Annotated in this window: 28 protein-coding genes; 6 read left to right on the forward strand and 22 right to left on the reverse strand. The window is 67.0% G+C overall.

From position 1 onward, the window contains the following. Nucleotides 1-63 precede the first annotated feature (63 nt). The 4 genes from D6T63_RS04400 to fabF all read left to right on the forward strand — a co-directional run bounded on the left by D6T63_RS04400 (nucleotide 64) and on the right by fabF (nucleotide 3,761). Nucleotides 64-1,029 (forward strand): ACP S-malonyltransferase, encoded by a 966-nt coding sequence (locus D6T63_RS04400; protein ID WP_120147810.1) that lies wholly within the window; start codon nucleotides 64-66, stop codon nucleotides 1,027-1,029. Then, the gene (locus D6T63_RS04405) at nucleotides 1,026-2,087 is read left to right on the forward strand and encodes a beta-ketoacyl-ACP synthase III (protein ID WP_120147811.1); all 1,062 of its coding nucleotides are present in this window, start codon (nucleotides 1,026-1,028) and stop codon (nucleotides 2,085-2,087) included. The genes D6T63_RS04400 and D6T63_RS04405 overlap by 4 nt, the downstream gene beginning before the upstream one ends. Nucleotides 2,088-2,163: 76 nt before the next feature. Then, nucleotides 2,164-2,409, forward strand: a complete 246-nt coding sequence (locus D6T63_RS04410; RefSeq protein WP_026552001.1) for an acyl carrier protein — start codon at nucleotides 2,164-2,166, stop codon at nucleotides 2,407-2,409. Between the two features lie 116 nt (nucleotides 2,410-2,525). Then, nucleotides 2,526-3,761 (forward strand): beta-ketoacyl-ACP synthase II, encoded by a 1,236-nt coding sequence (gene fabF / locus D6T63_RS04415; protein WP_120147812.1) that lies wholly within the window; start codon nucleotides 2,526-2,528, stop codon nucleotides 3,759-3,761. A gap of 159 nt (nucleotides 3,762-3,920) precedes the next feature. Here the strand turns inward: fabF and D6T63_RS04420 are convergent, their stop codons facing one another. From D6T63_RS04420 to ffh, 19 genes are all read right to left on the reverse strand, one after another. Continuing rightward, on the reverse strand, nucleotides 3,921-4,424 hold the full coding sequence (locus D6T63_RS04420; protein ID WP_120147813.1) for a DUF3145 domain-containing protein: 504 nt from the start codon (nucleotides 4,422-4,424) through the stop codon (nucleotides 3,921-3,923). A 228-nt stretch (nucleotides 4,425-4,652) separates the two neighbouring features. Continuing rightward, entirely contained in the window at nucleotides 4,653-5,585 is a 933-nt protein-coding gene (locus D6T63_RS04425; RefSeq protein WP_120147814.1) for a tyrosine recombinase XerC, read from the reverse strand. 370 nt (nucleotides 5,586-5,955) lie between these two features. After that, nucleotides 5,956-6,627 carry a methylated-DNA--[protein]-cysteine S-methyltransferase gene (locus D6T63_RS04430; RefSeq protein WP_120147815.1) on the reverse strand — a complete coding sequence of 224 codons (672 nt, stop codon included), beginning with the start codon at nucleotides 6,625-6,627 and terminating at the stop codon, nucleotides 5,956-5,958. A gap of 78 nt (nucleotides 6,628-6,705) precedes the next feature. After that, complete coding sequence (gene dprA, locus D6T63_RS04435; protein WP_120147816.1) at nucleotides 6,706-7,908, reverse strand: DNA-processing protein DprA; 1,203 nt, start codon at nucleotides 7,906-7,908, stop codon at nucleotides 6,706-6,708. After that, complete coding sequence (locus D6T63_RS04440; RefSeq protein WP_235830550.1) at nucleotides 7,905-9,401, reverse strand: YifB family Mg chelatase-like AAA ATPase; 1,497 nt, start codon at nucleotides 9,399-9,401, stop codon at nucleotides 7,905-7,907. Before D6T63_RS04440 ends, dprA begins: the two co-directional genes overlap by 4 nt. 38 nt (nucleotides 9,402-9,439) lie before the next feature. Beyond that, a complete protein-coding gene (locus D6T63_RS04445) occupies nucleotides 9,440-9,805 on the reverse strand; it encodes a YraN family protein (protein ID WP_182976870.1) in 366 nt (121 codons plus the stop codon). Between the two features lie 97 nt (nucleotides 9,806-9,902). Next, the gene (locus tag D6T63_RS04450; RefSeq protein WP_120147819.1) at nucleotides 9,903-10,229 is read right to left on the reverse strand and encodes a DUF2469 domain-containing protein; all 327 of its coding nucleotides are present in this window, start codon (nucleotides 10,227-10,229) and stop codon (nucleotides 9,903-9,905) included. Nucleotides 10,230-10,236: 7 nt separating this feature from the next. After that, the gene (locus D6T63_RS04455; RefSeq protein ID WP_120147820.1) at nucleotides 10,237-10,977 is read right to left on the reverse strand and encodes a ribonuclease HII; all 741 of its coding nucleotides are present in this window, start codon (nucleotides 10,975-10,977) and stop codon (nucleotides 10,237-10,239) included. Continuing rightward, nucleotides 10,974-11,849 (reverse strand): signal peptidase I, encoded by an 876-nt coding sequence (gene lepB / locus D6T63_RS04460; RefSeq protein ID WP_120147821.1) that lies wholly within the window; start codon nucleotides 11,847-11,849, stop codon nucleotides 10,974-10,976. Before lepB (D6T63_RS04460) ends, D6T63_RS04455 begins: the two co-directional genes overlap by 4 nt. 87 nt (nucleotides 11,850-11,936) lie before the next feature. Beyond that, nucleotides 11,937-12,542, reverse strand: a complete 606-nt coding sequence (gene lepB / locus D6T63_RS04465) for a signal peptidase I (protein WP_235830551.1) — start codon at nucleotides 12,540-12,542, stop codon at nucleotides 11,937-11,939. Between the two features lie 88 nt (nucleotides 12,543-12,630). After that, nucleotides 12,631-12,990 carry a 50S ribosomal protein L19 gene (rplS, locus tag D6T63_RS04470; protein WP_120147823.1) on the reverse strand — a complete coding sequence of 120 codons (360 nt, stop codon included), beginning with the start codon at nucleotides 12,988-12,990 and terminating at the stop codon, nucleotides 12,631-12,633. A 212-nt stretch (nucleotides 12,991-13,202) separates the two neighbouring features. Continuing rightward, nucleotides 13,203-13,994 carry a tRNA (guanosine(37)-N1)-methyltransferase TrmD gene (gene trmD / locus D6T63_RS04475; RefSeq protein ID WP_120147824.1) on the reverse strand — a complete coding sequence of 264 codons (792 nt, stop codon included), beginning with the start codon at nucleotides 13,992-13,994 and terminating at the stop codon, nucleotides 13,203-13,205. Then, the gene (gene rimM, locus D6T63_RS04480) at nucleotides 13,994-14,593 is read right to left on the reverse strand and encodes a ribosome maturation factor RimM (protein WP_120147825.1); all 600 of its coding nucleotides are present in this window, start codon (nucleotides 14,591-14,593) and stop codon (nucleotides 13,994-13,996) included. The genes trmD and rimM overlap by 1 nt, the downstream gene beginning before the upstream one ends. Before the next feature lie 116 nt (nucleotides 14,594-14,709). Then, on the reverse strand, nucleotides 14,710-14,955 hold the full coding sequence (locus tag D6T63_RS04485; protein WP_105030847.1) for an RNA-binding protein: 246 nt from the start codon (nucleotides 14,953-14,955) through the stop codon (nucleotides 14,710-14,712). A gap of 1 nt (nucleotide 14,956) precedes the next feature. Continuing rightward, on the reverse strand, nucleotides 14,957-15,358 hold the full coding sequence (gene rpsP / locus D6T63_RS04490) for a 30S ribosomal protein S16 (protein ID WP_120147826.1): 402 nt from the start codon (nucleotides 15,356-15,358) through the stop codon (nucleotides 14,957-14,959). A 153-nt stretch (nucleotides 15,359-15,511) separates the two neighbouring features. Beyond that, on the reverse strand, nucleotides 15,512-16,411 hold the full coding sequence (locus D6T63_RS04495) for a VOC family protein (protein WP_120147827.1): 900 nt from the start codon (nucleotides 16,409-16,411) through the stop codon (nucleotides 15,512-15,514). 60 nt (nucleotides 16,412-16,471) lie between these two features. After that, nucleotides 16,472-17,608: an amidohydrolase family protein gene (locus D6T63_RS04500; RefSeq protein WP_407923704.1), complete on the reverse strand. Its 1,137-nt coding sequence runs from the start codon at nucleotides 17,606-17,608 to the stop codon at nucleotides 16,472-16,474. Further along, complete coding sequence (locus D6T63_RS04505) at nucleotides 17,605-18,312, reverse strand: alpha/beta fold hydrolase (RefSeq protein WP_120147828.1); 708 nt, start codon at nucleotides 18,310-18,312, stop codon at nucleotides 17,605-17,607. Before D6T63_RS04505 ends, D6T63_RS04500 begins: the two co-directional genes overlap by 4 nt. A 49-nt stretch (nucleotides 18,313-18,361) precedes the next feature. Continuing rightward, entirely contained in the window at nucleotides 18,362-19,939 is a 1,578-nt protein-coding gene (gene ffh, locus D6T63_RS04510; RefSeq protein WP_120147829.1) for a signal recognition particle protein, read from the reverse strand. Nucleotides 19,940-20,151: 212 nt separating this feature from the next. Between ffh and D6T63_RS04515 the strand changes: the two genes are divergently transcribed. Next, the gene (locus D6T63_RS04515; protein WP_235830552.1) at nucleotides 20,152-21,591 is read left to right on the forward strand and encodes a glucose-6-phosphate dehydrogenase; all 1,440 of its coding nucleotides are present in this window, start codon (nucleotides 20,152-20,154) and stop codon (nucleotides 21,589-21,591) included. 85 nt (nucleotides 21,592-21,676) lie between these two features. Here the strand turns inward: D6T63_RS04515 and D6T63_RS04520 are convergent, their stop codons facing one another. The 3 genes from D6T63_RS04520 to ftsY all read right to left on the reverse strand — a co-directional run bounded on the left by D6T63_RS04520 (nucleotide 21,677) and on the right by ftsY (nucleotide 24,730). Then, entirely contained in the window at nucleotides 21,677-22,015 is a 339-nt protein-coding gene (locus D6T63_RS04520; RefSeq protein ID WP_120147830.1) for a P-II family nitrogen regulator, read from the reverse strand. Next, nucleotides 22,012-23,337, reverse strand: coding sequence for an ammonium transporter (locus D6T63_RS04525; protein WP_120147831.1), 1,326 nt, complete (start codon nucleotides 23,335-23,337; stop codon nucleotides 22,012-22,014). Before D6T63_RS04525 ends, D6T63_RS04520 begins: the two co-directional genes overlap by 4 nt. Before the next feature lie 199 nt (nucleotides 23,338-23,536). Then, nucleotides 23,537-24,730: a signal recognition particle-docking protein FtsY gene (ftsY, locus tag D6T63_RS04530; RefSeq protein WP_120147832.1), complete on the reverse strand. Its 1,194-nt coding sequence runs from the start codon at nucleotides 24,728-24,730 to the stop codon at nucleotides 23,537-23,539. 80 nt (nucleotides 24,731-24,810) lie between these two features. Between ftsY and D6T63_RS04535 the strand changes: the two genes are divergently transcribed. Beyond that, on the forward strand, nucleotides 24,811-26,151 hold the full coding sequence (locus D6T63_RS04535) for an MFS transporter (protein WP_120147833.1): 1,341 nt from the start codon (nucleotides 24,811-24,813) through the stop codon (nucleotides 26,149-26,151). Nucleotides 26,152-26,181: the final 30 nt, after the last annotated feature.

The raw sequence follows: 26,181 nt of genomic DNA on the forward strand, positions 1-26,181 counted from the left end.
GCACAGCCAGCTTGGTTCAGCCGAACACCCGATAATGCTCCTTCTCTTTGGAAAGCTGGAACAGTGCTTGCAATCGCCTGCCCCGGACAGGGCTCACAGACCCCCGGCTTCCTGGCCCCCTGGCTCGACCTCCCCGGGGTCCGCAACCACCTCGAGCAGCTCAGCGACCGCGCGGGCACGGATCTGGTACGGCATGGCACCACCTCTGACGAGGACACCATCAAGGACACCGCGGTCGCTCAGCCGCTCATCGTCGCTGCCGGGCTCGTCACGGCCCGCCTGCTCCTGGCGGACTACTCGCTGACCGCAGCCACCGTCGTCGCCGGTCACTCGGTGGGTGAGCTCACCGCCTCCGGTATCGCCGGGGCTCTGTCCGAAGACGACGCGGTCGCATTCGTCCGGGTCCGGGCGAATGCCATGGCGGAAGCCGCCGCCGCGACGCCGACCGGTATGAGCGCGGTCCTCGGGGGAGACCCCGATGACGTAGCGGCGCGATTGGCCGAACTCGGCCTCACCGCCGCGAACGCCAATGGAGGCGGCCAGGTCGTCGCGGCCGGGACGCTGGAGCAACTTGCGGCCCTGAGCGGGAACCCACCGGCAAAGACCCGCGTCATCGCCCTCAAGGTCGCCGGAGCGTTCCACACCGGTCACATGTCCCCCGCCGTCACCGCCCTCGAGGCATTGCGTCCATCACTCACGCCTGCCGACCCCGTGGCTACGCTGATGTCCAACTATGACGGGAACCCCGTCGCTACCGGTGACGGGAACCTCGACAGCCTGATCGCGCAGGTCTCCCGTCCTGTGCGCTGGGACCTCTGCATGGAATCGATGCAATCGATGGGCGTGACCGGGATGATCGAACTGTCCCCCGCAGGGACCCTGACCGGCCTCGCGAAGCGCGGAATGCGCGGGACAGCGACACTCGCCGTAAAATCGCCCGAGGACCTGGACGCAGCCCGCAGCTTCATCGGGGAACACTCCCGCACCACGGACCTCGATCCGACACTTACCTCCGAAGGACCTCAGTGAGCATCACCGCCATCAAGCAAGCCCCCCTCCGTGAGCACACGCGCATCCTCGGCGTAGGGGCCTACCGTCCGGAGATCATCGTCACCAACGATGACGTCTGCCAGTGGATCGATTCCTCCGATGAGTGGATCCGGCAGCGGACGGGCATTGTCACGCGGCACCGGGCGCCCCGCGATGTCAGTGTCATCGACATGGCAGAAGCTGCCTCCCGCGAAGCACTCGTTGCGGCCGGCATCGACGCCTCCCAGCTGGGGGCGGTGCTCGTCTCGACCGTGACCCACCCGTATGCGACGCCGTCGGCGGCCGCCCAATTGACCGACCGGCTCGGTGCGACTCCAGCGCCCGCATATGACATCTCCGCCGCTTGCGCAGGCTACTGCTACGGGATCGCGCAGGCAGACGCGCTGGTCCACGCGGGATCCGCGGAGTACGTCCTCGTGGTCGGTGTGGAGAAGCTCTCCGACTTCATCGACAACTCCGAACGCACCATCTCCTTCCTCCTCGGTGACGGTGCCGGTGCCGTGGTCATCGGTCCTGGCGAATCTGCCGGGATCGGTCCATCGGTCTGGGGTTCGGACGGCAGCAAGCACGAGGCCATCCGCATGAACCATTCACTGCTGGATGTCCGCGACTACTCGCTCGGGTCGGTTGCCACAGACACCGAGGGAGAGCAGGACACCGCGGAAGGCCGTGAAGGCCTCTGGCCGACGATGGTCCAGGACGGACCAACCGTGTTCCGCTGGGCTGTCTGGGAGATGGCGAAAGTCGCCCAGCGCGCCCTCGATGCCGCAGGTGTCTCCGCCGACGACCTCGCCGTGTTCCTGCCGCACCAGGCGAATATCCGTATCATCGATGAGATGGTGAAGCAGTTGAAGCTTCCCGGGCATGTCTACGTGGCTCGGGACATCGTGGACGCAGGCAACACCTCGGCAGCCTCCATTCCCCTGGCGATGCATCGAACCCTCAAGGAACATCCGGAGTTCAGCGGCAAGCTCGCGCTGCAGATCGGATTCGGCGCCGGTCTGGTGTTCGGAGCACAGGTCGTGGTCCTCCCCTAGTTTTCAAGCCCAAACCGCGACCGTGCGGTTTGACCATCCCCGCCGGTGCACCGGCAAGAACAGAAAAGGAGCCACCATGGCTAGCAACGAAGAAATCCTGGCCGGTCTGGCAGAGATCGTGAACGAGGAGACGGGCCTCGCCCCCGAGTCCGTCGAGATGGACAAGTCCTTCACCGACGACCTCGACATCGACTCCATCTCGATGATGACGATCGTCGTCAACGCCGAGGAGAAGTTCGGCGTGCGGATCCCTGATGAAGAGGTCAAGAACCTGAAGACCGTCGGCGACGCCGTCACCTTCATCTCAGGTGCGCAGGCCTAAGAACCTGCCGTTCCCCGCGCTGCGGCCGCTCCCGGTGTCACCGCCGGTGGCGGCCGCATCCGTCCTCCCTTCGCCCCGGTTCGGCCGGCGCACGCCCTAGCTTTGAAAGAGTGACCATGCCACGCAAAGTCGTCATTACCGGACTCGGTGCAACCACCCCCATCGGCGGGGACGTCCCAACGATGTGGGCCAACTCCCTCAAGGGAGTCTCGGGCGCACGAACCATCGAGGCCGACTGGGTACAGAAATACGAACTGCCGGTCACCTTCGCCGCGCAGATCACCGTCCCGGCGTCGGAGGTCCTCACACGCGTCGAAGCCAAGCGCATGGACCCTTCGACGCAGTTCGCTGTGGTCGCCTCCCGGGAAGCCTGGCGTGATTCCGGGATCGAGGACGTCGACAAGGATCGTCTCGCCGTCGCCTTCGCTACGGGTATCGGCGGGGTCTGGACCCTGCTCGACGCCTGGGACACACTGCGCGAGAAGGGCCCGCGGAGGGTCCTGCCGATGACGGTGCCGATGCTCATGCCCAATGGCCCTGCCGCGGCCGTGAGCCTCGACCTCGGCGCCCGTGCCGGCGCACACACCCCGGTGTCGGCCTGCGCCTCGGGCACCGAAGCCCTCCACCAGGGTCTCGAACTGATTCGATCCGGCAAGGCCGACGTCGTCGTCTGCGGCGGTGCCGAAGCTGCCATCCACCCGATGCCGATCGCCGCCTTCGCCTCCATGCATGCGCTCTCCCGCCGGAACGACGAGCCTGAACTGGCGTCCCGCCCCTACGACACGGGCCGGGACGGCTTCGTCATGGGAGAGGGAGCCGGCGCCATCGTCCTCGAGGCGGAAGAACACGCCCTCGCACGTGGTGCGCGGATTTACGCCGAGCTCGCCGGTACTTCCGTCACGGCCGACGCGTACCACATCACCGCTCCCGATCCCGGCGGCCTCGGAGCGACCCGCGCCCTGAAGGCTGCTCTCTTCGACGCGCGAGCACAGCCGGAGGACGTCGTGCACATCAACGCTCACGCTACGTCGACCCCGGTCGGGGACAAGCCCGAGTACACAGCCCTGAAAGCAGCCCTGGGAAACCACCTCGACGAGGTGGCCGTGTCCGCTACCAAGTCCCAGACAGGACACCTCCTCGGAGCTTCTGGCGCTGTCGAGGCCGTCATGACGGTGCTCGCCCTCTACGAGCGGAAGGCACCGCTCACCATCAACCTCGACAACCAGGATCCCGAGATCCCGCTCGATGTCGTGACCGCACCCAGGGACCTGCCGTCGGGTGACATCGTCGCGCTGAGCAACTCCTTCGGTTTCGGCGGACACAACGCCGTCATCGTCCTACGCAGCGTCTAGGTCGGCCAGACACACGAGAGGCGCCGCCCGGCCGGGCTGCGCCTCTCGTGTGTGTGGAGCAGACTGAGTGTCGCCGTCGGCGTTGGCCGCAGCGTCAGAATTCCCTGGTGTCCTGCGGTCGACGCTCCGCCGAACGTCCTTGCCTGTGCCAGCCCCCGATCATCCGACCTGGTGCAGCCAGCGCACAGGAGCACCCTCCGCAGCATGACGGAACGGTTCGAGCTCCTCGTCCCAGGACTCGCCGAGTGCAAGGGACAGCTCGTGATAGACGGCTGCAGGATCACCGGCACCCGTCTCGTAGGCATAACGGATCCGGTCCTCGGTCACCATGATGTTGCCGTGGACGTCGGTGGTGGCATGGAAGATGCCGAGCTCAGGAGTGTGCGACCAGCGGCCACCATCTGCCCCTGCACTCTGTTCCTCGGTGACCTCGTAGCGCAGATGTGCCCACCCTCGCAACGCAGAAGCGAGCTGGGCTCCGGATCCCTGCGGGCCGATCCACGACAGCTCGGCGCGCAACATTCCGGGCGCGGCGGGTTGCGCTGTCCACTCCATGTCGATGCGCTTATCCAGCACAGAGCCGATAGCCCACTCGATATGAGGGCACAACGCAGTAGGGGCCGAGTGCACGTACAAGACACCGCGCGCCATCACAACAGACATTCCATCCTCCATAGCTGTAGGTACGTCTTCCCCAACGACCTTCAATGGATGATGAAACAGCAAACGGATGTGCCAGAGCTTTACGAGACCCACCCGCACGGCGTGCGGGTTCGATGTGACTACTGCTTATTGTGCACGAGAAGCCTCGATTCCGCTACTGCACCTACCACAGTGCCAGTGCTGGAGCGTCCCGGCTTGCTCGAGGAGTTCTGACGGGCGGCGAGGCTCCTACGCCCGCGGGTGCGCCTGCTCGTAGCTACGCCGGAGCCGATCAACGGAGACGTGGGTGTACAGCTGCGTGGTGGCGAGGCTCGAGTGGCCGAGCAACTCCTGCACGGCGCGGAGATCAGCACCACCGTCCAGGAGGTGAGTGGCAGCAGTGTGCCTCAGGGCGTGGGGACCTCTCGCCGCAGTGTCACCCAGTCCTTCGAGGGCTTCCCTGACCTGGGTGCGGACGGCCCTCTGGTCGATACGTCCTCCACGGCGGCCGAGGAACAATGCCGGGCCGCTCCTCCCGTTCACCCGCTGCGGGCGGCCGCGACGCAGCCAGTCGTCGATGGCATAGCCGGCAGGCACCCCATAGGGAACGGTACGTTCCTTGTCCCCCTTGCCCGTCACGACAAGGGTTCGGCGCTCCGTATTGACGTCGTCCACGTCGAGGCCGACCAACTCACCGACTCGGACACCCGTCCCATAGAGCACCTCGAGCATGGCCCGACGTTGGAGCTGGTGGGCATCGCCCTGCTCGCTGCGCCCTCCAAGGCCCTCGAACAGGGCCTGCGCCTGCGGGTGGCTGAGTACCGCCGGCAGGGTGCTGTTGCGCTTGGGTGCTCGTAGGCGTAGAGCGGGATTCAGTGGGACGATCTCCTCGCGCACGGCCCAATCCATGAAGGACCGAACCGCCGCTGCTCGTCGCGCCAACGTGGATCGTGCCAGGCCTGCTTGATCGAGCGCTCCGAGCCATGCCCGGAAGTGACGGAGTTCGAGCTGGCCCAGGTCTGATGCACCAGCCCCTGCAGCGTGAGTGAGGAACAGGGCGACATCCTTCTTGTACGCCCGTACCGTGTGCTCGGATCTGTTGCGCTCCAGCGTCAGGTACTTCTCGAACCCCTGAAGGGCCCTAGCAGGTCCTCCGTATGATTCAGCGGTTCCGTCAGTCATGTCTTCCTCCGCCCACCAGTATCCACGCCTCGTCGGTTCGATGAAGGCACTTCACCCAGCGCGTTTCGCAATCCTGCGCCGACTGGGCGTGCGCATTGGCCCAGGTGGGAGAGATTGACATCCGAATTCGTGGGGAGCAGGGCGTCAATAGCCTGATAATCGACAGGCGGCCAACGAGGCGGCCACGGGTGATGAATCCGAGGTGCGACAGATTCACAGTGATAGTGGCGGTCCAATGGAAGGAGTAGAAGGGTGGGCATCAAGCCCCGCTGCGCAGTGCGGCCCTGGCTGCCCGAGAGACTCCCTGGCCCGCGTCGGCCGGTTCATCAGGTCCTGGAACACCCCGGTCTGCGTTCACCTAACGTCCTGGCTAATCCGGCGCGTCGATGTGGCGGACGACGCTCTTCTTGCTTCCCAACGGGACCGGGTCTGCATCTGGAACTCCGTCCGATTCCCTGTCCAGCAACTCCGTCTTCGTCGCGTTGCCCGCGGCATAGCCGACCACAGCGCCAGTGCTGCTGACCACCCTGTGACCAGGCACGATGATCGACACCGGATTGGCCCGTACGGCCGCTCCGACAGCCCGCCCCATGCCGGCATTACCCAGGTGCGCGGCGATGTCCCGGTAGCTGCGGCGTTGACCGTAGGGTATTCCGGTCAGGGCAGTCCAGACCATTCGCTGGAACTCGGTTCCCCGAAGATCCACCGGCACGTCGAAGTGACGCCGTGAGCCGGCGAAATACTGCCCGATCTCACCCGCCGCCCGCTGCAGGAGGACCTCTGTCGCGCTCGGACTGACGTCAGGCCCTGCCTCCGCCTGATTTCTCCCGTCTGCTGGCATGACGACGGACGGCTCCAGTGGCCGTCCGAGGAGCGACTGTGCGGGCACCGGAGAGTGGTCCTCGTGATACAGGCCGACGATCGCCTCGCCGTTCGCGACGATGCGCAGGACCCCGACAGGAGAGTCGATGTCCAGGTATCGCCGTTCCGCGCCCGAAGCGTTGGTGTCTTCTTCTGCACTGCTGGACTCGATGCTTGTCATGAGGGTTCTCCGCGAGGTGTTCGTGATGGGCAGGGCGTTGTTCGGGGACTCGGCAAGACGGAAGAGCGAAACGGCGCCTCATTCCTTCTGCCGTCGCCATCCGACGCTCGTCCTGTGAGCAAGGCCGGCAAGTTCCAGCCGGGCGAGTCCCCTCAGGACCTCACGGATGGACAGACCGGCGACCGATGCCAGTTTGTCGACGGTGGTGAAGGCGCGAACGGGTAGTCCGTCGAGCACCAGAAGATCGGGGATGGTCAAGCCGTCCTGATCCCGGGCCGGCTCAGCGTCCTCCCTGGCGCGGTCGCCCAGGGGTGGTTCGCCGAGCGGGCCGGCTAGTTCGGCGACGTCGGCAGCGTCGGTGACACAGACGGCTGTACCATCCCTGAGCAACCGGTGGCATCCCGCGGAGTTGGCAGAGTGGACCGAACCAGGGACGGCTCCAACCGGCCTTCCGAGGCCCGCCGCATGGTGGGCTGTATTCAGGGCGCCGGACCGCCAACGAGCCTCGACGACGACTGTCACGGCGCTGAGAGCAGCGATCAACCTGTTGCGCTGTAGGAATCGCCACCTTGTCGGAGAACTTCCGGGCGGCACCTCCGAGATGAGCAGGCCGCTGCGCGCGACGGTTCGGAGTAATTCCTCGTTCCCGGCTGGGTAATAACGATCGACGCCGCAGGCCAGCAGCGCGACGGTGGCTGGGAAAGCACCGTCATCGGTCGTTGCGAGCGCTGCCCTGTGAGCCTGCGCATCGATCCCGTAAGCGCCACCTGAGACCACCGAGTAACCGCGGGACGCAAGGCCGGAGGCCATATCGGCTGTCACGGAGGACCCATAGTTCGTGCTGTCCCGCGAACCTACGACGGCGGCCAGCCGACCGAGGTTCGGAATCTCATGATTACCTCGTACCCACAGGCACAGGGGCGCCGAGGTCTGGAGATCGTGCAGCGCCGCCGGCCACTCACTCGATTCCGGAGTGACGAGCCGGCCCGTCAGTCGCTCGAGCGTGGCGAGATCACGCTCGGGAGCCAGATCCCCGAGACGCGGCGCCCACCGAGACAATCCCTCCTGCAGGTGGTCACGGCGGTCATCCGGCATCCCGAGTAGGTCATGAAGCTGAGCCCGGACGTCGTGACCGGCGTGGATCTCGCCGCGGGCGATGCGCAGGGCATCGATTGGGCCGACCACGGACACGAGGCCCAGACCGACGGTGTCGGACGGCTCGAAGAGCCTCGAAAGCGCGGCCCTGGCCGCTGTTGTGCTGTCCGTCCCGCCCGTCGTCACTGTGCGCTCTCCTGGAGACGGAACCCCAGGGCCGTGACGACGTCATCGGCCTCCGGGGTGTCACGACCAGCGAGATCCGAGATGGTCCAGGCGACGCGGAGAACACGATCCCAGCCACGAGCGCTAACCAGGCTCCGGTCCAGCGCCTTATCCAGGGACGCCGTCACCTTCCGCGGCAGGGCGAGGTCTCCCCGCAATATCCGTCCCTGCACCTCCGAATTCGTGGTGTAGTTCCAGCGGCGCAACCGGCTGCGCTGTGCAGCCCGCGCTCCGGCGACTCGTGCGGCTACAACGGCCGAGGTCTCGGCAGACGTGCCCCCGGCATAATCGGCGAGACTCACCCTTTGCACGACCACCTGCAGATCGACCCGATCCAGCAGGGGCCCCGACAGCCGGTTGAAGTACCTGCGACGTTGCTGGGCCGTGCACAGGCAATCGATTCCTTTTCCATTGGCGAGCCCGCAGGGACAGGGGTTGAGCGCGAGAACCAGCTGGAAGCGCGCAGGGTAGGACGCGGTGCCCGATGCACGATGAAGGACGAGGCGCCCGCTCTCGAGCGGCTCCCGCAGTGCTTCGAGAACCCGGCGCTCATACTCCGGCGCCTCGTCGAGGAACAGGATGCCCCGATGCGCCCGTGACGCGGCTCCCGGCCTCGGGATACCGCTGCCGCCCCCGATGATGGAGGCGGGAGTTGCCGTGTGGTGGGGGCTCTCGAAGGGTGGCTTACGGACCAGCTCGGCGCAGTGCCGGTCACCGCTCAGGCTATGGATGGCGGTGACCTCCATGGCGTGATCATCCTCCAGATCCGGCAGGATGCCCGGCAGCCGCTCGGCAAGCATCGTCTTGCCCGCACCGGGAGGTCCCATCATGAGCAGGTGGTGCGCACCGGCCGCCGCGATCTCGAGGGCGAATCTCGCTTCCTGCTGACCTGCGATATCCGACAGGTCCTTGAGCGGCGCGGATGGCAGGACTCGGGTCATGGCCCCGGTGCGTATCGAGGGGTCGGGACGATCCACGTCGCCGACCTCCGCTCCGAAAGCCACGGCGACGTCCGCAAGGGTCTGGAACGCCCGGACCTCCGCTGCGGGGACGAGTGCCGCTTCCGCCTCATTCTCCTCGGCAACCACTATCCGATGGTGTCCGGCTTCGACAGCGGCCATCACCGCCGGGAGGACACCATGCACGGGACGCAGTTGCCCATCCAGTCCGAGCTCGGCGATGAAAACCGTCGAACCGCACCCCCGGACATCGCCCGCTGCGGCAAGCGCCGACATGACGATCGCCAGGTCGAAGGCCGACCCTCGTTTCGGCAGGGACGCAGGAATGAGGTTCACCGTGATCTTTCGGCGGCTGAGTGGAACCCCCGCGTTCCGGGCGGCCGCCCTGATACGGTCCTTGGCCTCGTTGAGCGACGCATCCGGAAGACCGAGCAGTACGAAGGCCGGCAGGGTCTGCCCGATATCCGCCTCGACCTCGACGATGTGCCCGTTCATACCGACAAGGGATACTGCGTAGGTCCGCCCGAGCACCGTCAGATCACCGCCCGGACATGCTCGATCCGTGGAGTGCCGGAACCGTCGTCGAGGACTCCGACGGCGTCGACGCGGAACCCGCTGAATCGCAGGTTGTGCCCGCACGCCCATTTCGACGCGAGCAGGTACAGCCGCTCGAGCTTGCTCGCCGTGATGGACTCGAGCGGTTGCCCGAAGTCGTCCGAACTGCGCGTCTTGACCTCGACGATCACCAGCGTCGACCCGTCGATCGCGACGAGGTCGATCTCCCCCGCGGGACACCGCCAATTGCGGTCGACGATCGTCAGCCCGGCCCGTTCTAAGAAGTCAGCGGCCGTCGCTTCCCCGCGACGCCCCAATTCATCCTTTGCCAACATGGCTACCACCTCCGCCCCCAGCTTCAGGGAGGCAGAGAAGGTGCACGGCAGGCTCCTGGCCTATGTGGACAACCTCAGGCAGAACCAGGCGGAGCGGCGGACCGACTCAGTTGCCCAGCGTCCCGTCCTTCGGCAGCGCCATGTCGTCGGACTTCGACAGTTCCTCCACGTTGACGTCCTTGAACGTGATGACACGGACGTTCTTCACGAAGCGGGCGGAGCGGTACACGTCCCACACCCAGGCATCCTGCAGGGTCAGGTCGAAGTAGACCTCGCCGTCCGCCGAGCGGGCCTGCAGGTCCACGTTGTTCGCCAGGTAGAACCGGCGCTCCGTCTCGACGACATAGCTGAAGAGCCCCACGACGTCCCGGTACTCGCGGTACAGCTGGAGCTCCATGTCGGTTTCGTAGTTCTCAAGATCTTCGGCACTCATTCGACCATCATCCCTCAATATCGATACGGGGCATGCCGGGCCTGTCCACGCTTCCCAGCCGCCAGGTCTTCCGGTGATACTCACTGGGCCCGACGGCGTCGATGGACCCCCTGTGCGCCTCGGTGGCGTACCCCTTGTTCACGTCCCAGCTGAAGGCGGGGTGCTCGGCGGCGAGAGTCACCATCAGGGCATCACGCTCCACCTTCGCGAGCACACTGGCTGCAGCGACACTCAGGCACGTGAGGTCTGCCTTGATCTTCGTATGTACGGGCGCCGAGCAGGCGATGGTTCCCACCGGCGGTGCACCCTGGTCCGTCTGGAAGAGCTCGCCCTGTGACCGGGCGGAAAGCCAGTCGTGATTGCCGTCGAGGACGACGACATCCGGAGTGACGGTCTCGAGGACATCGGCCCAGGCCCGGCTACCGGCGGCACGCAGGGCGGCCATGAGGCCCAACCCATCGACCTCGGCCGCGGTCGCGTGTCCGACGGCGGACGCGACGGACCAGCGTCGGATGCGTGGCACCAGCGCCTCACGCTGGGAAGCCGGCAGCAGCTTGCTGTCGCGCACTCCGCGAAGTCCGGCCGTAGCGTCGAGGTCCACGACGACGATACCCACCGATACAGGTCCGGCCAGCGCTCCCCTGCCGACCTCATCGCAGCCGGCGATGTAACGGTGTCCGTCCGCCCCGAATGACTTCTCGAAAGTCAGGTTCGGGGCGGTGGATCGCTTCCTGCGCGGTGCTGTCATCGTCCTGCCGGAATCAGCTGTGCCGCAGCCTCCGGTTCGGGAATTCCGCCGAAGACATCGGGATGGTTGCCGAGGAAGCCGATGCGATCGAGAGGCCAGGCGATGACGGCCGCTTTGCCCTCGATGTCATCGACGCTCACGAACCCCTCCCCTTGCTTGTCGCGGTTGGCACGGGAGTCGGCGGAGGCATTGCGGTGGTCGCCCATGACCCAGATCCTGCCGTCGGGCACGACGACGTCGAACGGCACGTCCGACGGGTTGGCGCCGGGATAGAGGTAGGGCTCGGTCAAGGGCTCGCCGTTGACCGTGATGCGGCCCTGGGCGTCACAGCAGATGACATGGTCACCGGCCAGTCCGATGACGCGCTTGACGAGGTGCTGATGAGACTCGTCCGGAGCGAGGCCTATGAAGATGAGGGCTTCCTTGAACCAGCCGATGTCCGTCCCGGCCTGAGGTGGCAGCCACTCCTGCTCGTCACGGAAGACGACGATGTCACCGCGCTCGAGGTCGAAGGGCTGCGGCACGAGCTGGTTGACGAAGATGCGGTCGTCGATCTCGAGGGTCTCCTCCATGGATCCCGACGGGATGAAGAAGGCCCGGAAGAAGAAGGTCTTGATGAGGAAGGACAGCACCAGCGCGATCACGACGATCGTCGCGATCTCCTTCAACCATGCGCCGATCCCGTGGTCGGCCTCCTTCTTGTCCCGTGGCGACCTCGCGAATCCCTTCCCGGGGGCACCTGAGACCTCGGCAGCGTTGGAGGCGTTGGGTGCGACGGCGCCATCGCCGACCTCGGAGGAGTCGGGATCGACGGGGTGTGGTGCGGGTGCCTCGGCTCCCGAGTGTGACTTCCTGCGGAAGCTCCGTGCCATGTGCGAAATGTCCTCTGTAGTCGTGATACCCGGCGGCTACCCCACCGGACGCGGTTCTGCGGCGTCGACGCCACTGAACCGCCGGGCTCAGCCGACGTGCTGCTCGATCGGGGCGAACCGGTCAAGTGGCCAGACTAGCTGAAACGCCCGCCCGATGATCCGGTCCTCGGCGATGAGGCCGCCGCCCGGAGCGCCCAGGAGGGCCCGCGAGTCCATGGATGCCGATCGGTGGTCTCCCAGCAGCCATACCCGGCCCTCCGGAACGACGACGTCGAAGGCCTGATCGCTCGCTGCATCCCCCGGATGGACGTACGGCTCGTCGATCGGGTTCCCATTGAGCGTGAGCCGACCGTCGGCGGAGCAGCATACGACGTGGTCCCCCCCGACCCCGATGACGCGCTTGACGTACACCGTGTCGCTGCCGGACATCCCGAGCCACTGGCTCACTCCGGCAGCAACCTGCACGGGAACGCTGCGCGGATCCGTGATCGGATCGAAGGACCCTCGCCCGTCGAAGACGACGATGTCTCCGCGCTCCACTGCTCCGCGCTTTTCCTCGAGCTTGCTGACGAGGACGCGATCGCCCTCGGCGAGCAGGGGTTCCATCGACGCTGACGGGATGAAGTAGACATCGAGGAGGAAACCGCGGATCAGTCCCGTGAGGACAGCGGCGAGGACGACGGTGGAGAACACAAAACGCCAGCCCACACAATGGGACCGGCGTTTCGCGTGCGCTCCAGCCGAAGGGCGGGAAGCAGGTTCTTCGTGCACTGAAGAAGAGTTACTTGACCGTCTTGGGGTCGCGCTTCTCCTTGATCTTCGCTGCCTTGCCGCGCAGATCACGCATGTAGTACAGCTTGGCGCGGCGCACATCACCCTTGGAGACGACCTCGATCTTGTCGAGGACCGGGCTGTGGACGGGGAACGTACGTTCCACGCCGACACCGAAGCTCACCTTGCGGACCGTGAAGGTCTCGCGGATGCCGTCGCCCTGGCGTCCGAGGACGAAGCCCTTGAAGATCTGAACACGGGTGTTCTTGCCTTCGATGATGTTCACATGGACGTTGACGGTGTCGCCGGCGCGGAAGTCCGGGACGTTGTCGCGGAAGGATACGGCGTCGACGGAATCGAGAATATGCATTTTCGTGCTCCTGGTGAACGCCACAGGTCATTCACGTGGGTCACGGCGGACAATGACCGGACGCGAGGTCAGGGCAATACCGCCGAAGTAGTGTCCGACCGATCCGATGATTCGGCGGCCGGTGTGTGGAACTGTTGGCTGGACGCCCCCTGTGGCAGGGTCCGGCCCAGTGGACACAAACAACCATTCTTCCACAGCGATCGGTTCAACCGCTAATACGGAGGCCGCACGAGCCTGCCGTCGACGACGTCGAATCCTGCGGCGCGCAACGCCTTCATATCTGCTGGGGACAGGGTAGCGGCCTCGACGTCGGCGAGGAGGTCCGGCCGCCGCTCGGCCGTCCGCTGGAACTGCTCCACCCGGCGCCATTGCGCGATCTTCGCGTGGTTGCCGCTCAGCAGCACCTCCGGGATGTCGCGCCCGCGCCAGGATGACGGCTTGGTGTAGACCGGGTACTCGAGCAGACCGTCGGAGTGTGACTCCTCGACGAGGGACTCGGGGTTGCCGACGACGCCGGGGATCAGCCGTCCGACAGCCTCGACCATGGCCAGCACCGCGACCTCTCCCCCATTGAGGACGTAGTCGCCGAGGGACACGGGACGGACGTCGAACTGCCCTCGCGCCCAGTCGATCGCCCTCTCGTCGATACCCTCGTACCTGCCGCAGGCGAAAACCAGGTGGTCCAGACCGGCGAGCTCGTGGGCCATCGCCTGGTTGAAGACCGCTCCGGCCGGCGACGGGACGATGAGCGTCGGTCGTCGCGCTGCGGTCGGGGACGCTGCCACCACGGCCTCCAGGGCGAGCGCCCACGGCTCCGGCTTCATCACCATGCCCGCACCGCCACCGTAGGGTGTGTCGTCCACCGTCCGGTGGCGGTCCGTGGTGAACGTGCGGAGGTCGTGGACCCGTACATCGAGGACGCCGTCCTGCCGCGCCTTGCCGATGAGTGACAGGTCGAGCGCGGCGAGGTACTCCGGAAAGATGGAGACGACGTCGATGCGCACTAGCCGCGCGCCTCGCCGGGCGTAGCCTCGTGCTCGACCGCTGCTGCGGCGTCCACGTCATCGCCGTCGTCGGGTGCCTGGTTGGACCCGGGGGTATTCAGGTCGAAGAGCCCCGCCGGCGGAACGATGACGATGTAGCCGCCCTTCGGATTCACCTCGGGCACGATGTCCGCGACGAATGGCACCAGTGCTTCATGTCCGCCTGGCAGCTCGACGACCAGCAGGTCCTGCACGGCCATGGTCCTCAGCGCCGTCACCTTACCCACGGATTCGCCGTCCACGCGGGCGTCCAGGCCGACGAGCTCGTGCTCGTACCAGGCGTCGTCGTCGTCATCCTGCGCACCAGCGGTGTCGATGAAGAGCTGCGCGCCCCGCAGGGTCTCGGCCTGGTTGCGGTCGGAGACCTGCTCGAAGGCAATGATCAGGATGTCCTTGTTCCACCGGGCCTTCGCCACGGTCAACTCCGTCACGGCGGCTCCCTCGACGCGGAAGGTCCCCCCGGCATCGAATCGGGCTTCGGGGGCGTCCGTGAAGAGCTGGACGGTGACCTCTCCCTTGATTCCGTGGGGCTTCCCGATCCTGGCGACGAGTACGTCCATGGTGGTGCTCCTGCTGTTGTGCTGATGCGGATTCGGGTGATTAATGCGATCGGCCCCACCACCGGGTCCTGGTGGTGGGGCCGATCAATGCCGTTCGTCGGTGAAGCTCGGGCCGGTCAGCCCCGGCGGCGGTCGGTGTCGACTACGTCGACCCGTACGGGCTCGCCGTCCGCGAGTGCGGCCACCACGGTGCGCAGCGCACGGGCGGTGCGCCCCTGGCGACCGATCACGCGTCCCAGGTCCTCCTGGTGCACGCGGACCTCGAGCGTCTCGCCGCGACGGTTGTTCTTCGCGGCGACCCGGACATCGTCAGGGTTGTCGACGATGCCGCGGACGAGGTGCTCCAGAGCTTCGGCCAGCAATTTACTCTGCCTCGGTCGCTTCCGGGGCGTCGTCGTTCTTCTTCGCCTTCGACGTGATCGCCTCGGGGACGATCACCGAACCCTTCTCGGGGGCCACGAACGCTGCCTTGGGTGCCTTGGTCCTCAGGGTGCCTTCCTGGCCCTTGAGTCCCTTGAACTTCTGCCAGTCACCGGTGATCTTGAGCAGGACGGAGACCTGCTCGGTCGGCTGAGCGCCGACTCCGAGCCAGTACTGCGCACGCTCGGAGTCGATCTCGATGAACGAGGGCTCCTCGGTGGGGTTGTACTTGCCGATCTCTTCGAGGGCACGGCCATCACGCTTGGAGCGTGCATCCATGACGACGACACGGTAGAACGGTGCGCGGATCTTGCCCATGCGCTTGAGGCGAATCTTTACGGCCACTTGTGTGGTCACTCCTTGTGAATAAAAAGGGCGAACCCATCATCCTGCTCCCGTGGGGCGGGCCATTCATGGGGGTTCAGAGGACACAATGCACGCGCAGAGAGAGGGGCTGCACGGATCGAGTACGGATCCATTGTGCCAGACCGCCGTGCTTTAGGCGATTCCGCCGAACGGACCGGCGACGGCGACACGGAGCTGATTGCGCCACGGGTCCTCGAAACGCAGTTCGGCGCCCGTGTGATGACTACCGATACCCGCGTGGGAGAGGCGATCGGCAAGCGCCGCCACCTCGTCGGCCACGGGGACCCGGATGAGGACCTCACCGAGCCCGAGGGTGTCCTTGCGCGGTCCGGCTCCCCGGCTGTTCCAGACATTCATGGCCATGTGGTGGTGGTAGCCGCCGGCAGACACGAAGAGCGCCTGGTCGTGCCACCCCGCGGTGCGCTCGAATCCGAGCACGTCCACGTAGAAGCGGTGCGCCGCGTCCACGTCACCCACCTGGAGGTGCACATGCCCGACGGCGGCACTCCTCGACTCCGCCTGCGCCACCGCTGCCTCCGTGAGGTGCTTCTCGATGTAGCCGCGCGGCGGGAGTGGCAGGCTTCCCATCACTACCGTGCGGCCACCCCGCTCGTCGCGCGACCAGTCCCAGGTATCCCTTGGCCGGTCCACGTACAGCTCGATGCCGTTGCCCTCGGGATCGGCGAAGTAGAAGGCCTCGCTCACGAGGTGGTCGGCGCTGCCCACATAGGAGCTCAGTGGATGCCGCGCGGCGGAGGCGACGACGGCGGCAAGGTCCGCCTGATCCTCGAAGAGGAGAGCCGTATGGAAGAGGCCTGCCTGGCCGGGCTGTGCCAGGTGGAGGTGACGCGCAGCCTCCAGACGGACCACCGCCCTTCCCCGGCGTCCCAGCACGACGGCGTCGGTGCCGTCGTCGAGCACCTCGAGAGCGAGGGCCGTCCGGTAGTAGGCGGACATTCCGGCGAGATCACCGACCTTGAGCGTCAGTGTTCCCATGGTGGTGTCTGTGGGCAGCAGATCCTGCGTGGACATCTGGGGGGCTCCTTCTCATGCGGATGGGTCAACACCTGCACAACTACTTGAAGCTTCAAGTTATTCCACGGGGTTGCGGTTGAGGTCCTCTCCGCGCAGCACGACGGCCCGGAGAGAGGCGAGCGTCGTCACATCGGTGCGGGGATCGGCGGAGCACACGATCGCGTCGGCGCTCGCTCCCTCCTCGATGCCCGGGAAGCCGAGCCAGGATCGCGCCGCCCAGCATGCGGCATCGAGCGCGGCGGCTGCCCCGAGCCCGGCGGCGGCAAGTGCCGCGACCTCGTCGGGAAGCCTCCCGTGCGGAATGACGCTGCCGGCGTCGGTACCCGCGTAGACGGCGATACCGGCGTCGTGGGCCTGACGGACCATGGCGTGGCGGCCGCTCCATAAACGACGCATATGCGCCGCATAGTCCGGGTACTTCCCGGCTGCGTCGTCGGCGATATCCGGAAAGGTATCGATGTTGATGAGCGTCGGCACGATGGCGACGCCCTGCTCGACGAAGCGCGGGATGTGGCGGGGCAGCATCCCGGTGGCGTGCTCGATGCAGTCGATGCCGGCGTCGAGCATCCCGTCGAGCGTCTCCGCGGCGAAGCAGTGTGCGGTGACGCGCGCCCCCTCGGCGTGGGCGGCGGCAACCGCCTCCTGCAACGCGTCGGTCGGGAAGGCCGGCGCGAGGTCTCCGATGGATCGGTCGATCCAGTCCCCGACGATCTTGACCCAACCGTCTCCGGATCGCGCCTGCTCGGCCACCGCGGTGGCGAGCTGGTCCGGCTCCACCTCGACGGCGTAGTCGCGGAAGTAACGGCGGGTCCGTGCAACGTGTCGCCCTGCGCGCACGAGCCGGGGCAGGTCCGCCCGATGCTGCACCCAACGCGTGTCATTGACCACACCCGCGTCGCGGATGAGCAGGGTTCCCGCGTCCCGGTCCTGCAGCGCCTGCTGTTCGGCCAGCTCATCGGGCACCCGGCCCCGCCGGTCGAGGCCGACATGGCAGTGCGCGTCCACCAGCCCCGGCAGCACCCAGCCCTCGAGCGTCCGGCGTGGCCTGCCGGACGGGCGACGGAAGGTGAACAGGCCATCCTTCACGTAGACATCGGGAACCGTGTGCGACGGCGACAGCAGCACGGTGCCTGTGAGGTGCAGATAACCTGCGTCCCCGCGGCTTCCACCGCCCTCGCCGGACGGTTCCCTCACGCCGCCACGTCCTGCCTCATGGACCGCAGGAACGCGCGGATCACTGCATCGCCCTCCGCCGAGTCATGGGGCCGATGCGCGCCCGGCGCCACCCGATGGACCGCGCCCGTGCCGGCGAGGTATTCGGCGGCTTCCTCGTACAGCGGCTCCCACCCGCCCGTCAGCACGAGGGTGGGGACGCCCGGCACGATGGACAGCGGCGCATCCCACGGCGGACTCTGGAGTCGCAACCGGGCGGCGTCCCTCCGCGCGTCTGCGGTGGTCGGCAGGTGCGCGTCAGCCGAGAACACACGGCGCACGAACCTGCGGAGATACTCATCGTCCGTCAACGTGTCCCGTTCGGCGAACAGCGGCGCCATCAGCTCGATGTGCGCCCTCGTCGCGGGGTGGCCGACGGTGAGTGACAGGCATGCAGGTTCGACCAGGGTGAGCGACCGCACCAGGTCCGGGCGCTCCACGGCGACCATCAGGGCCGAGACGGCGCCCTGCGAATGCGCGACGAGATGCCCGCCCTTTCCGAGGGCCTCCACCAGGATCTCCCCGTCACGGGCGTGGTCGGTCGGCAGCGGATCCTCGGAGAGCGAGTATCCGTGACGTCGGACGTACAGGCAGTCGAAGTCGAGCGACAATCCGTGCTGCCGGGGCCAGGCGGCAGCACCGAAGGAACCACTCCCGTGGACGAACACCACGCGCTCGGGAGCCATCAGGATCCCGGCACCGCATGGAACGGACGATCGGGCAGCACCGCGGATGCTACTTCCCGAGGAACTTCTCGAAGCCCTTGGGGAGATTCATTGCCGACGGGTCGAAATCCTCCTGGCCGCCGAAAGCCGCACCGGTGGGCGCAGCAGTACGGGCTGCGGCGCGCCGCGCCTCCGCCTCGCGGGCCTCCAGTGCTGCCTTGGCTGGGTTCCCCGAGCGGGGCTTCTTCTTCCCCTTGGCCGCCGTGGCCTTGCGGGGACTTCCGAACCCACCGGGGCCGGCCATGCCGGGCATCCCGGGGATTCCGCCGCCGGACGCCATCTTCTTCATCATCTTCTGCGCCTGCGTGAAGCGCTCCAGGAGACCGTTGACCTCGGAGACGTGCACGCCGGAGCCGCGGGCGATGCGCGCGCGCCGCGAGCCGTTGATGATCTTCGGAGCGACGCGCTCGTGCGGGGTCATCGAGCGGACGATCGCCTCCACGCGGTCGATCTCGCGCTCGTCGAAGTTCTCCAGCTGCTCACGCATGTTGGCCGCACCAGGCATCATCATGAGCATCTTCTTCATGGAGCCCATGTTGCGGATCTGCTGCATCTGCGACAGGAAGTCGTCGAGCGTGAAGTCCTCCTGGTCGGCGAACTTCTTCGCCATCCGGGCCGCTTCGTCCTTGTCCCAGGACTTCTCCGCCTGCTCGATCAGGGTCAGGACGTCGCCCATGTCGAGGATGCGCGAGGCCATCCGGTCGGGGTGGAACAACTCGAAGTCGTCCAGCCCTTCGCCCGTCGAGGCGAACATGACGGGCTTGCCGGTGATGGAGGCGACCGAGAGGGCGGCACCGCCGCGGGCATCGCCGTCGAGCTTGGTCAGGACGACGCCGGTGAAGTTGACGCCCTCGTTGAAGGCGAGCGCCGTATTGACCGCGTCCTGGCCGATCATCGCATCGATGACGAAGAGGACCTCGTCGGGGCTGATGGCCTCCCGGATATCCGCGGCCTGCTGCATCAGTTCGGCGTCGACGCCGAGACGACCCGCGGTGTCGACGATGACGACGTCGTGCAGGCGCGCCCGCGCCTCGGCGATGCCCTGACGCGCGACGGCGACCGGGTCACCTGTGGCTGACTCGAACTCGGAACTGACACCGGGGTGAGGTGCGAAGACGGGAACTCCCGCACGCTCCCCGTTGACCTGGAGCTGACGGACGGCGTTCGGTCGCTGCAGGTCGCAGGCGACCAGCAGGGGGCTGTGTCCCTGGCCCTTGAGCCACTTGGAGAGCTTGCCCGCGAGCGTGGTCTTACCCGCTCCCTGGAGGCCCGCGAGCATGATGACCGTGGGCGGGTTCTTGGCGAGGCGGATGCGGCGGGTCTCGCCGCCGAGGATCCCGACGAGTTCCTCGTTGACGATCTTGACGATCTGCTGGCCCGGGTTCAGTGCCTGGGACACCTCGAGTCCGAGGGCGCGTTCCTTGACGGAAGCCGTGAAGGAACGGACGACGGGGACGGCGACGTCGGCGTCGAGCAGGGCGCGCCTGATCTCGCGCACCGTCGCGTCGATGTCCGCCTCGGTGAGGCGGCCCTTGCCGCGCAGGTTCTTGAAGGTCGCAGTCAGCCGGTCGGAGAGTGAATTGAACACGTGCCGTGAACTACTTTCATCGGGGATCAGGGAGGCTCAACTCCCTAGGGTATCAACTGGCACTGCAGGAGGACCGACCGCGGCCGAGCCTGCCCGTCCGCGGATCGGCCGGGAGCTACACCATCGGCACGACCCTCCGCCCGGTGCGCACTCACGTCCCGGGTTTTGTCGCAGGGCGGGACACCCGCAGGGATAGGTGGCAAGGTGAAGACGTGGATACTCACTCACTCGCAGAACACGATTCCATCCCCGCCGAGGCCGAGACGCGCGTGCAGACGCTGCTGATCCTCGGAGCTTCGGGGGACCTCACCGGACGGCTCCTTCTTCCCGGCCTCGCCCGGCTCATCCGCCTCGGGCGGGCCGACGGCCTGCACCTCGTGGGGGCGGGTTCCGACGACTGGACGGACGAACAGTGGCGTGAGCGGCTCGACGGGGCGTTCGCGCCGGCCCTCGCAAAGGCCGACGACGCCGGGCGAGCGGCGCTCCAGCAGGTGCGGGACGACAGCTCCTACCACCTGCTCGACGTGACCAGGGACGGCCTCGCCGAACTCGTCCGGACCCTTAAGGGGCCCGTTGCCATCTACTTCGCGCTGCCACCCGCCGTGAGCCAGATGGCCTGCAGCGCGCTTGGTCCGGGCTCGCTGCCGAGAAGCACCCGGCTCGTCATGGAGAAGCCCTTCGGCACGGACCAGGCGAGCGCCCACAGCCTCAACGACAAGCTGTCGAAGCTGGTCCCGGAGCAGAACATCCACCGTGTCGACCATTTCCTCGGCAAGGCGACCGTCTTCAACATCCTCGGGCTCCGTTTCGCCAACCGCATCCTCGAACCGGTGTGGAACAACCTGCACATCGAGAAGGTCGAGGTGATCTTCGACGAGGACCTCGCGCTCGAGAACCGGGCGCGCTACTACGACGGCGCCGGGGCGCTGCGGGACATGATCCAGAGCCATCTGCTGCATGTCATGGCGCTGCTGGCCCTCAATGCGCCGTCAACCCTGCACGAGCGTGACCTGCGCGACCACATCGGGTCCGTCCTGCGGGCGAGCACGGTGAACCTCGACGACCCGACCAGCAGCCGTCGTGCCCGGTACACCGCGGGCACGATCGGCGACCGCGGGATCCCCGACTACGTCGCGGAACCGGGCGTGGACGCCTCCAAGGGTACGGAGACGCTCACGGAGATCACGGTGTCCATCAACAACCAGCGCTGGTCCGGCGTCCCGTTCGTCCTCCGCTCGGGCAAGGCGCTGGGGGCCAAGCGGAAGGAAGCCGTCATCACCTTCCGACCGGTCAGCCACCTGCCCGTCGGCTTCACGGGCCAGGATGCACCGACCAGGCTCCGCATCGGGTTCGGCCCTGACACGCTGCAACTGGAACTCGACGTCAACGGACCCGGTGACATCTTCTCGCTGGACCGCGCGACCCTCAGTGCGAACCTCAACGAAACGGATCTCCTCCCCTACGGCGAGGTGCTCGACGGCGTCCTCGCAGGGGACCCGACCCTCTCGGTCCGTGGTGACACGGCGGAGGATTGCTGGCGCATCGTGGAGCCCGTCCTGAAGGCGTGGTCCGAGGACCTGGTGCCCCTCGAGGAGTATCAGGCGGGCTCTGTCGGACCCGATGCCTGGCCGTCCTCCCACGGGCGGGCCTGACACCTCCCGGACTGGACAGGACACACAGGACCACACAGAGGGAGGGCCCCCACCTGCGTGGGGGCCCTCCCTCTGTGTCTGCTCTCTACAGTGCTGCGTCCCCGCGCTCACCCGTCCGGACGCGGACGGCCTCCTCGACCGGGATCACCCAGACCTTGCCGTCTCCCGCCCGCCCGGTGTTGGCCGTGGACACCAGCACATCGACGATGTCACTGACCCAGGCGTCCGCGACGAGGACCTCCACGCGAGCCTTCTGCAGGAGGTCCACGGTGTACTCGGCACCGCGGTACACCTCGGTGTGGCCGCGCTGGCGGCCGTAGCCGCTCGCCTGGCTGACCGTAAGGCCCTGGACACCGTAGTTCTCGAGGGCCCCCCGAACTCCGTCGAGCTTGTCGGGACGGACGATCGCTGTCACCAGTTTCATGAATGTACGCCCTCCGTGACGTTCTGCTTCGTGGTCTGTGGCTGCTTCTGCTGTGTGAACATCTGCTCGGCGAAGGGGTGGAAGGATCCGCCGACCCCGAGACCGCCGAACTCGTAGGCCGTCTCCGCATGCTCCGACAGGTCCACTCCGGATACCTCGTTGTCCGGGCTGATGCGGAACCCGATGGTCTTGTGGATGGCGAGACCGATGATGGCGGTCATCACGGCGGACAGGGCGATCGCGATGGCGGCTGCCACGATCTGTGCGACGAGCTGACCGGCGCCGCCGCCGTAGAAGAGACCGCCACCCTCGCCGTCGACGGGCAGGGCGATGAAGCCGAGCGACAGCGTCCCGACGATGCCGGCGACGAGGTGCACGGCGACGACGTCGAGCGAGTCATCGAAGCCGAGGCGGTACTTGAGGCCGACGGCGAGTGCGCAGATCGCGCCGGCGACCAGACCCAGGCAGACGGCACCGACGGGGCTGACATTGGCGCAGGCCGGCGTGATGGCCACGAGACCGGCGACGATGCCCGAGGCGGCACCGAGGGACGTGGGGCGTCCGTCGCGGACGCGCTCGGTCATGAGCCAGCCGACCATGGCGGCTGCCGGAGCGGCCATCGTATTGATCCAGATGAGGCCGGCTTCCTCGGCGGTGCCCGCTGCACCACCGTTGAATCCGAACCAGCCGAACCAGAGGAGGGCTGCTCCCAGCATCACGAACGGGATGTTATGGGGGCGCTGCGCCGGATCCTTGCCGAATCCCTGGCGCTTGCCGAGGATCAACGCGAGGACGAGGGCTGCGACGCCGGCACTGATGTGCACCACGGTGCCGCCTGCGAAGTCGATCGCCTCGCCGACAGCACCTCCGACGGAGCCGTCAGAGCTCAGGAGGCCTCCACCCCACACCATGAAGGCGAGGGGGCAGTAGACCGCGGTGACCCAGATGGGGACGAAGATGACCCAGGCGCCGAACTTGGCGCGGTCGGCGATCGCGCCGCTGATGAGTGCCACCGTGATGATGGCGAACGTCGCGCCATATCCGGCACCGATCAGGTCCTCGGTGCCGATCAAGCTGGTCAGTCCGAAGGACGTGAACGGATTGCCGAAGAGTTGCGCGATGCCGTCACCGCTGGTCATCGAGTAGCCCCACAGGACCCACACGACTCCCACCAGTCCGACGGCGATGAAGCTCATCATCATCATGTTCAGTGCTGCCTTGGCGCGCGTCATCCCGCCATAGAAGAAGGCGAGGCCGGGGGTCATGAGGAGTACGAGGGCGGCTGAAATCATCACCCATACGTGGCCTGCTGTCAGATCCATCAAACACGGTCCTTCCAAAGGGGCGGGTACTTCCCGCACCTCAAGAATGAGCGGGTCGTGTTTCCGTCCTTTGGGCTTCGCATTGCGCGCAGGTTACATCAGTCTCACGCACGTAAAAGCCGCGTGACGCCGATGTTTCCAGCACGTTTCCAGGGCCGGGATCCCTTGCTGATGGGGGCTCCAGGGTCTATGCCACGGCTCAGTTCAGCAGCGCGTCGACGAATGCCTCGGCGTCGAACGGTGCGAGATCATCCGCTCCCTCGCCCAGCCCGACCAGCTTGACGGGCACACCGAGGCTGCGCTGGATGGCTACCACGATGCCGCCCTTGGCGGTGCCGTCGAGTTTGGTGAGCACGATGCCCGTGATGTTGACCACCTCGGCGAACACGCGTGCCTGGGCGAGCCCGTTCTGGCCCGTCGTCGCGTCGAGGACCAGGAGGACCTCGTCCACCGTGCCCTGCTTCTCGATCACGCGCTTGACCTTGCCCAACTCGTCCATCAGTCCGACCTTGTTCTGCAGGCGACCGGCGGTGTCGATCAGGACGACGTCGACCTCCTGGTCGATGCCGGCCTTGACCGCCTCGAAGGCGACGGACGCCGGGTCGGCACCGTCGACGTCGGACTTGACCGTCGGCACGCCCACGCGGGCGCCCCAGGTGGCCAGCTGCTCGGCCGCGGCTGCGCGGAACGTGTCGGCCGCTCCCAGGATGACGTCCTTGTCGTCGGCGACCAGGACGCGGGCGAGCTTGCCGACGGTGGTCGTCTTGCCCACTCCGTTGACCCCCACCACCATCACGATGGCCGGCCGGTCGGCATGACGCTGCGTCGCGAGCGAGCGGTCCATCGACGGATCGACCAGCTTCACCAGCTCCTCACGGAGCATGTCCTTGACCTCGGCAGGACTGCGACTGCCTGCCACCTTCACACGCTCGCGCAGGGCGTCGACCAGCTCCAGGGTGGGCTCGGTGCCGAGATCCGCCATGAGGAGGGTCTCCTCGACCTCGTCCCACACGTCCTCGTCGATCCTGTCCCTGGACAGCAGCGCGAGCAGTCCCTTGCCCAGCGCATTGTTGGACCGCACGAGACGGGCGCGCAGGCGTGCGAGCCGACCCTGGACGGGGTCGACCGTGTCGAGGCTCGGTCCTGCAGGGGCGCCTTCGAGACCACTCAGATCGTCGGGTACGAGGACGTCGGTCGTGGTGCCGTCCGGGCGCTCGAGCACATCTGTCGACGTCGAGCCGTGGGCACCGCCGGTGATCTGGTCATCAGGATCGCGCGGGGAGGAGTACAGGCCCGGGGGCGTGCGCCTGCCGCGTACCAGCAGGGTCACCACTGATCCGATCACGGCGAGCGCGAGGATGACGAAGATGACAGGCAGGAGGATATCGTTCACCGATCCACCTTCTCATATGGTCCGTTTCCCGCAGGGGCTGATTGAGCGTCCACTCGCTGCAATGACAGAATGCGAGGACCATGGCCCGACCTCCCCGCACGCGCAAGAACTCCCTTCTCAGGACCTTCTCTTCGGTCAGGCGGAGGGGGCGCGTTGCCTCACCCGCGGCGGAGCAGCAGCGCATACCGAGGGAGATCAGGGTCCTCATCGCCGCGGCCTTCGTGATTGCCATCGGGTTCGGCCTGGTGGCTCCGATCCTCCCCCAGTTCGCCCGGAGCTTCGACGTCGGTGTCACCGCCGCGTCGGTGATCGTCAGCGCCTTCGCCCTCACCCGGCTCCTGTTCGCCCCGGCGGGCGGCTGGCTCGTCGAGCGGCTCGGCGAGCGCCCCGTCTATATCGGCGGGCTGCTCATCGTCGCGATCTCGACGGCGGCGTGTGCGTTCGCGGGTGACTACTGGCAACTGCTGGTGTTCCGGGGTCTCGGCGGCATCGGATCGACCATGTTCACGGTCTCCGCGATGGGCCTGATCGTCCGGCTGGCACCGCCGTCGATCCGCGGGCGGGTGTCCGGCGCCTATGCCACTGCCTTCCTCCTGGGCAGCATCGGCGGACCGATCCTCGGCGGGTTGCTCGCAGGGCTGGGACTCCGCGTTCCGTTCCTCGTCTACGCGTGCGCCCTCGTCGTCGCGTCCGCCGTCGTCTTCACCCAGCTGAAGGGGACGTCGCTGGCCGACCGGAAGGCCGCCAGGGAACAGACTCCCCTGACGGTGCGTCAGGCAGTCACGGACTCCGGTTACCGGGCGGCCCTCGTCTCCAGCTTCGCGAACGGGTGGTCCTCCTTCGGCATCAGGATGGCCCTGGTGCCGCTCTTCGCGTCGGCGGTGCTGGATGCCGGCCCGCAGATCGCGGGCATCTCCCTGGCGTTCTTCGCAGCGGGGACCGCCCTCGCGCTGACGATGTCCGGGCGGCTCGCCGACAGTATCGGCAGGAGGCCGCTCGTCATCACCGGACTGATCGTCAACGGTTCTGCGATGGCCGCGCTCGGCTTCTCCGGCAGCGTCGTGGTCTTCCTCGCGATCTGCGTGGTCGGCGGGATCGGCACGGGCCTGCTCAACCCTGCGCAGCAGGCAGCCGTGGCGGACGTGATCGGCAACGGCCGGAGCGGCGGCAAGGTGCTGGCCGCCTTCCAGATGAGCTCCGACCTCGGTGCGATCATCGGCCCGATCGTCGCGGGCTTGATCATCGACCGCCTCTTCGTCGGCTCCTACGACGTTGCCTTCGTCGTGACGGGAGCATTGGCGATAGCAGCCGCGGCCGTATGGTCCGGCTCCCGCGAGACTCTTCCGCCGCAGTTCCGCGCCGCCGCGACCGGTGCGCGGACCACGACGGGCGACGACACGACCCGGCGTCCGGAGTCCTAGGGCGCCCCTCCACACCGAGGCCACTCCGCG

Origin of the sequence: Arthrobacter cheniae, assembly GCF_003602275.1 — a bacterium.
Lineage (GTDB): Bacteria > Actinomycetota > Actinomycetes > Actinomycetales > Micrococcaceae > Arthrobacter_D > Arthrobacter_D cheniae.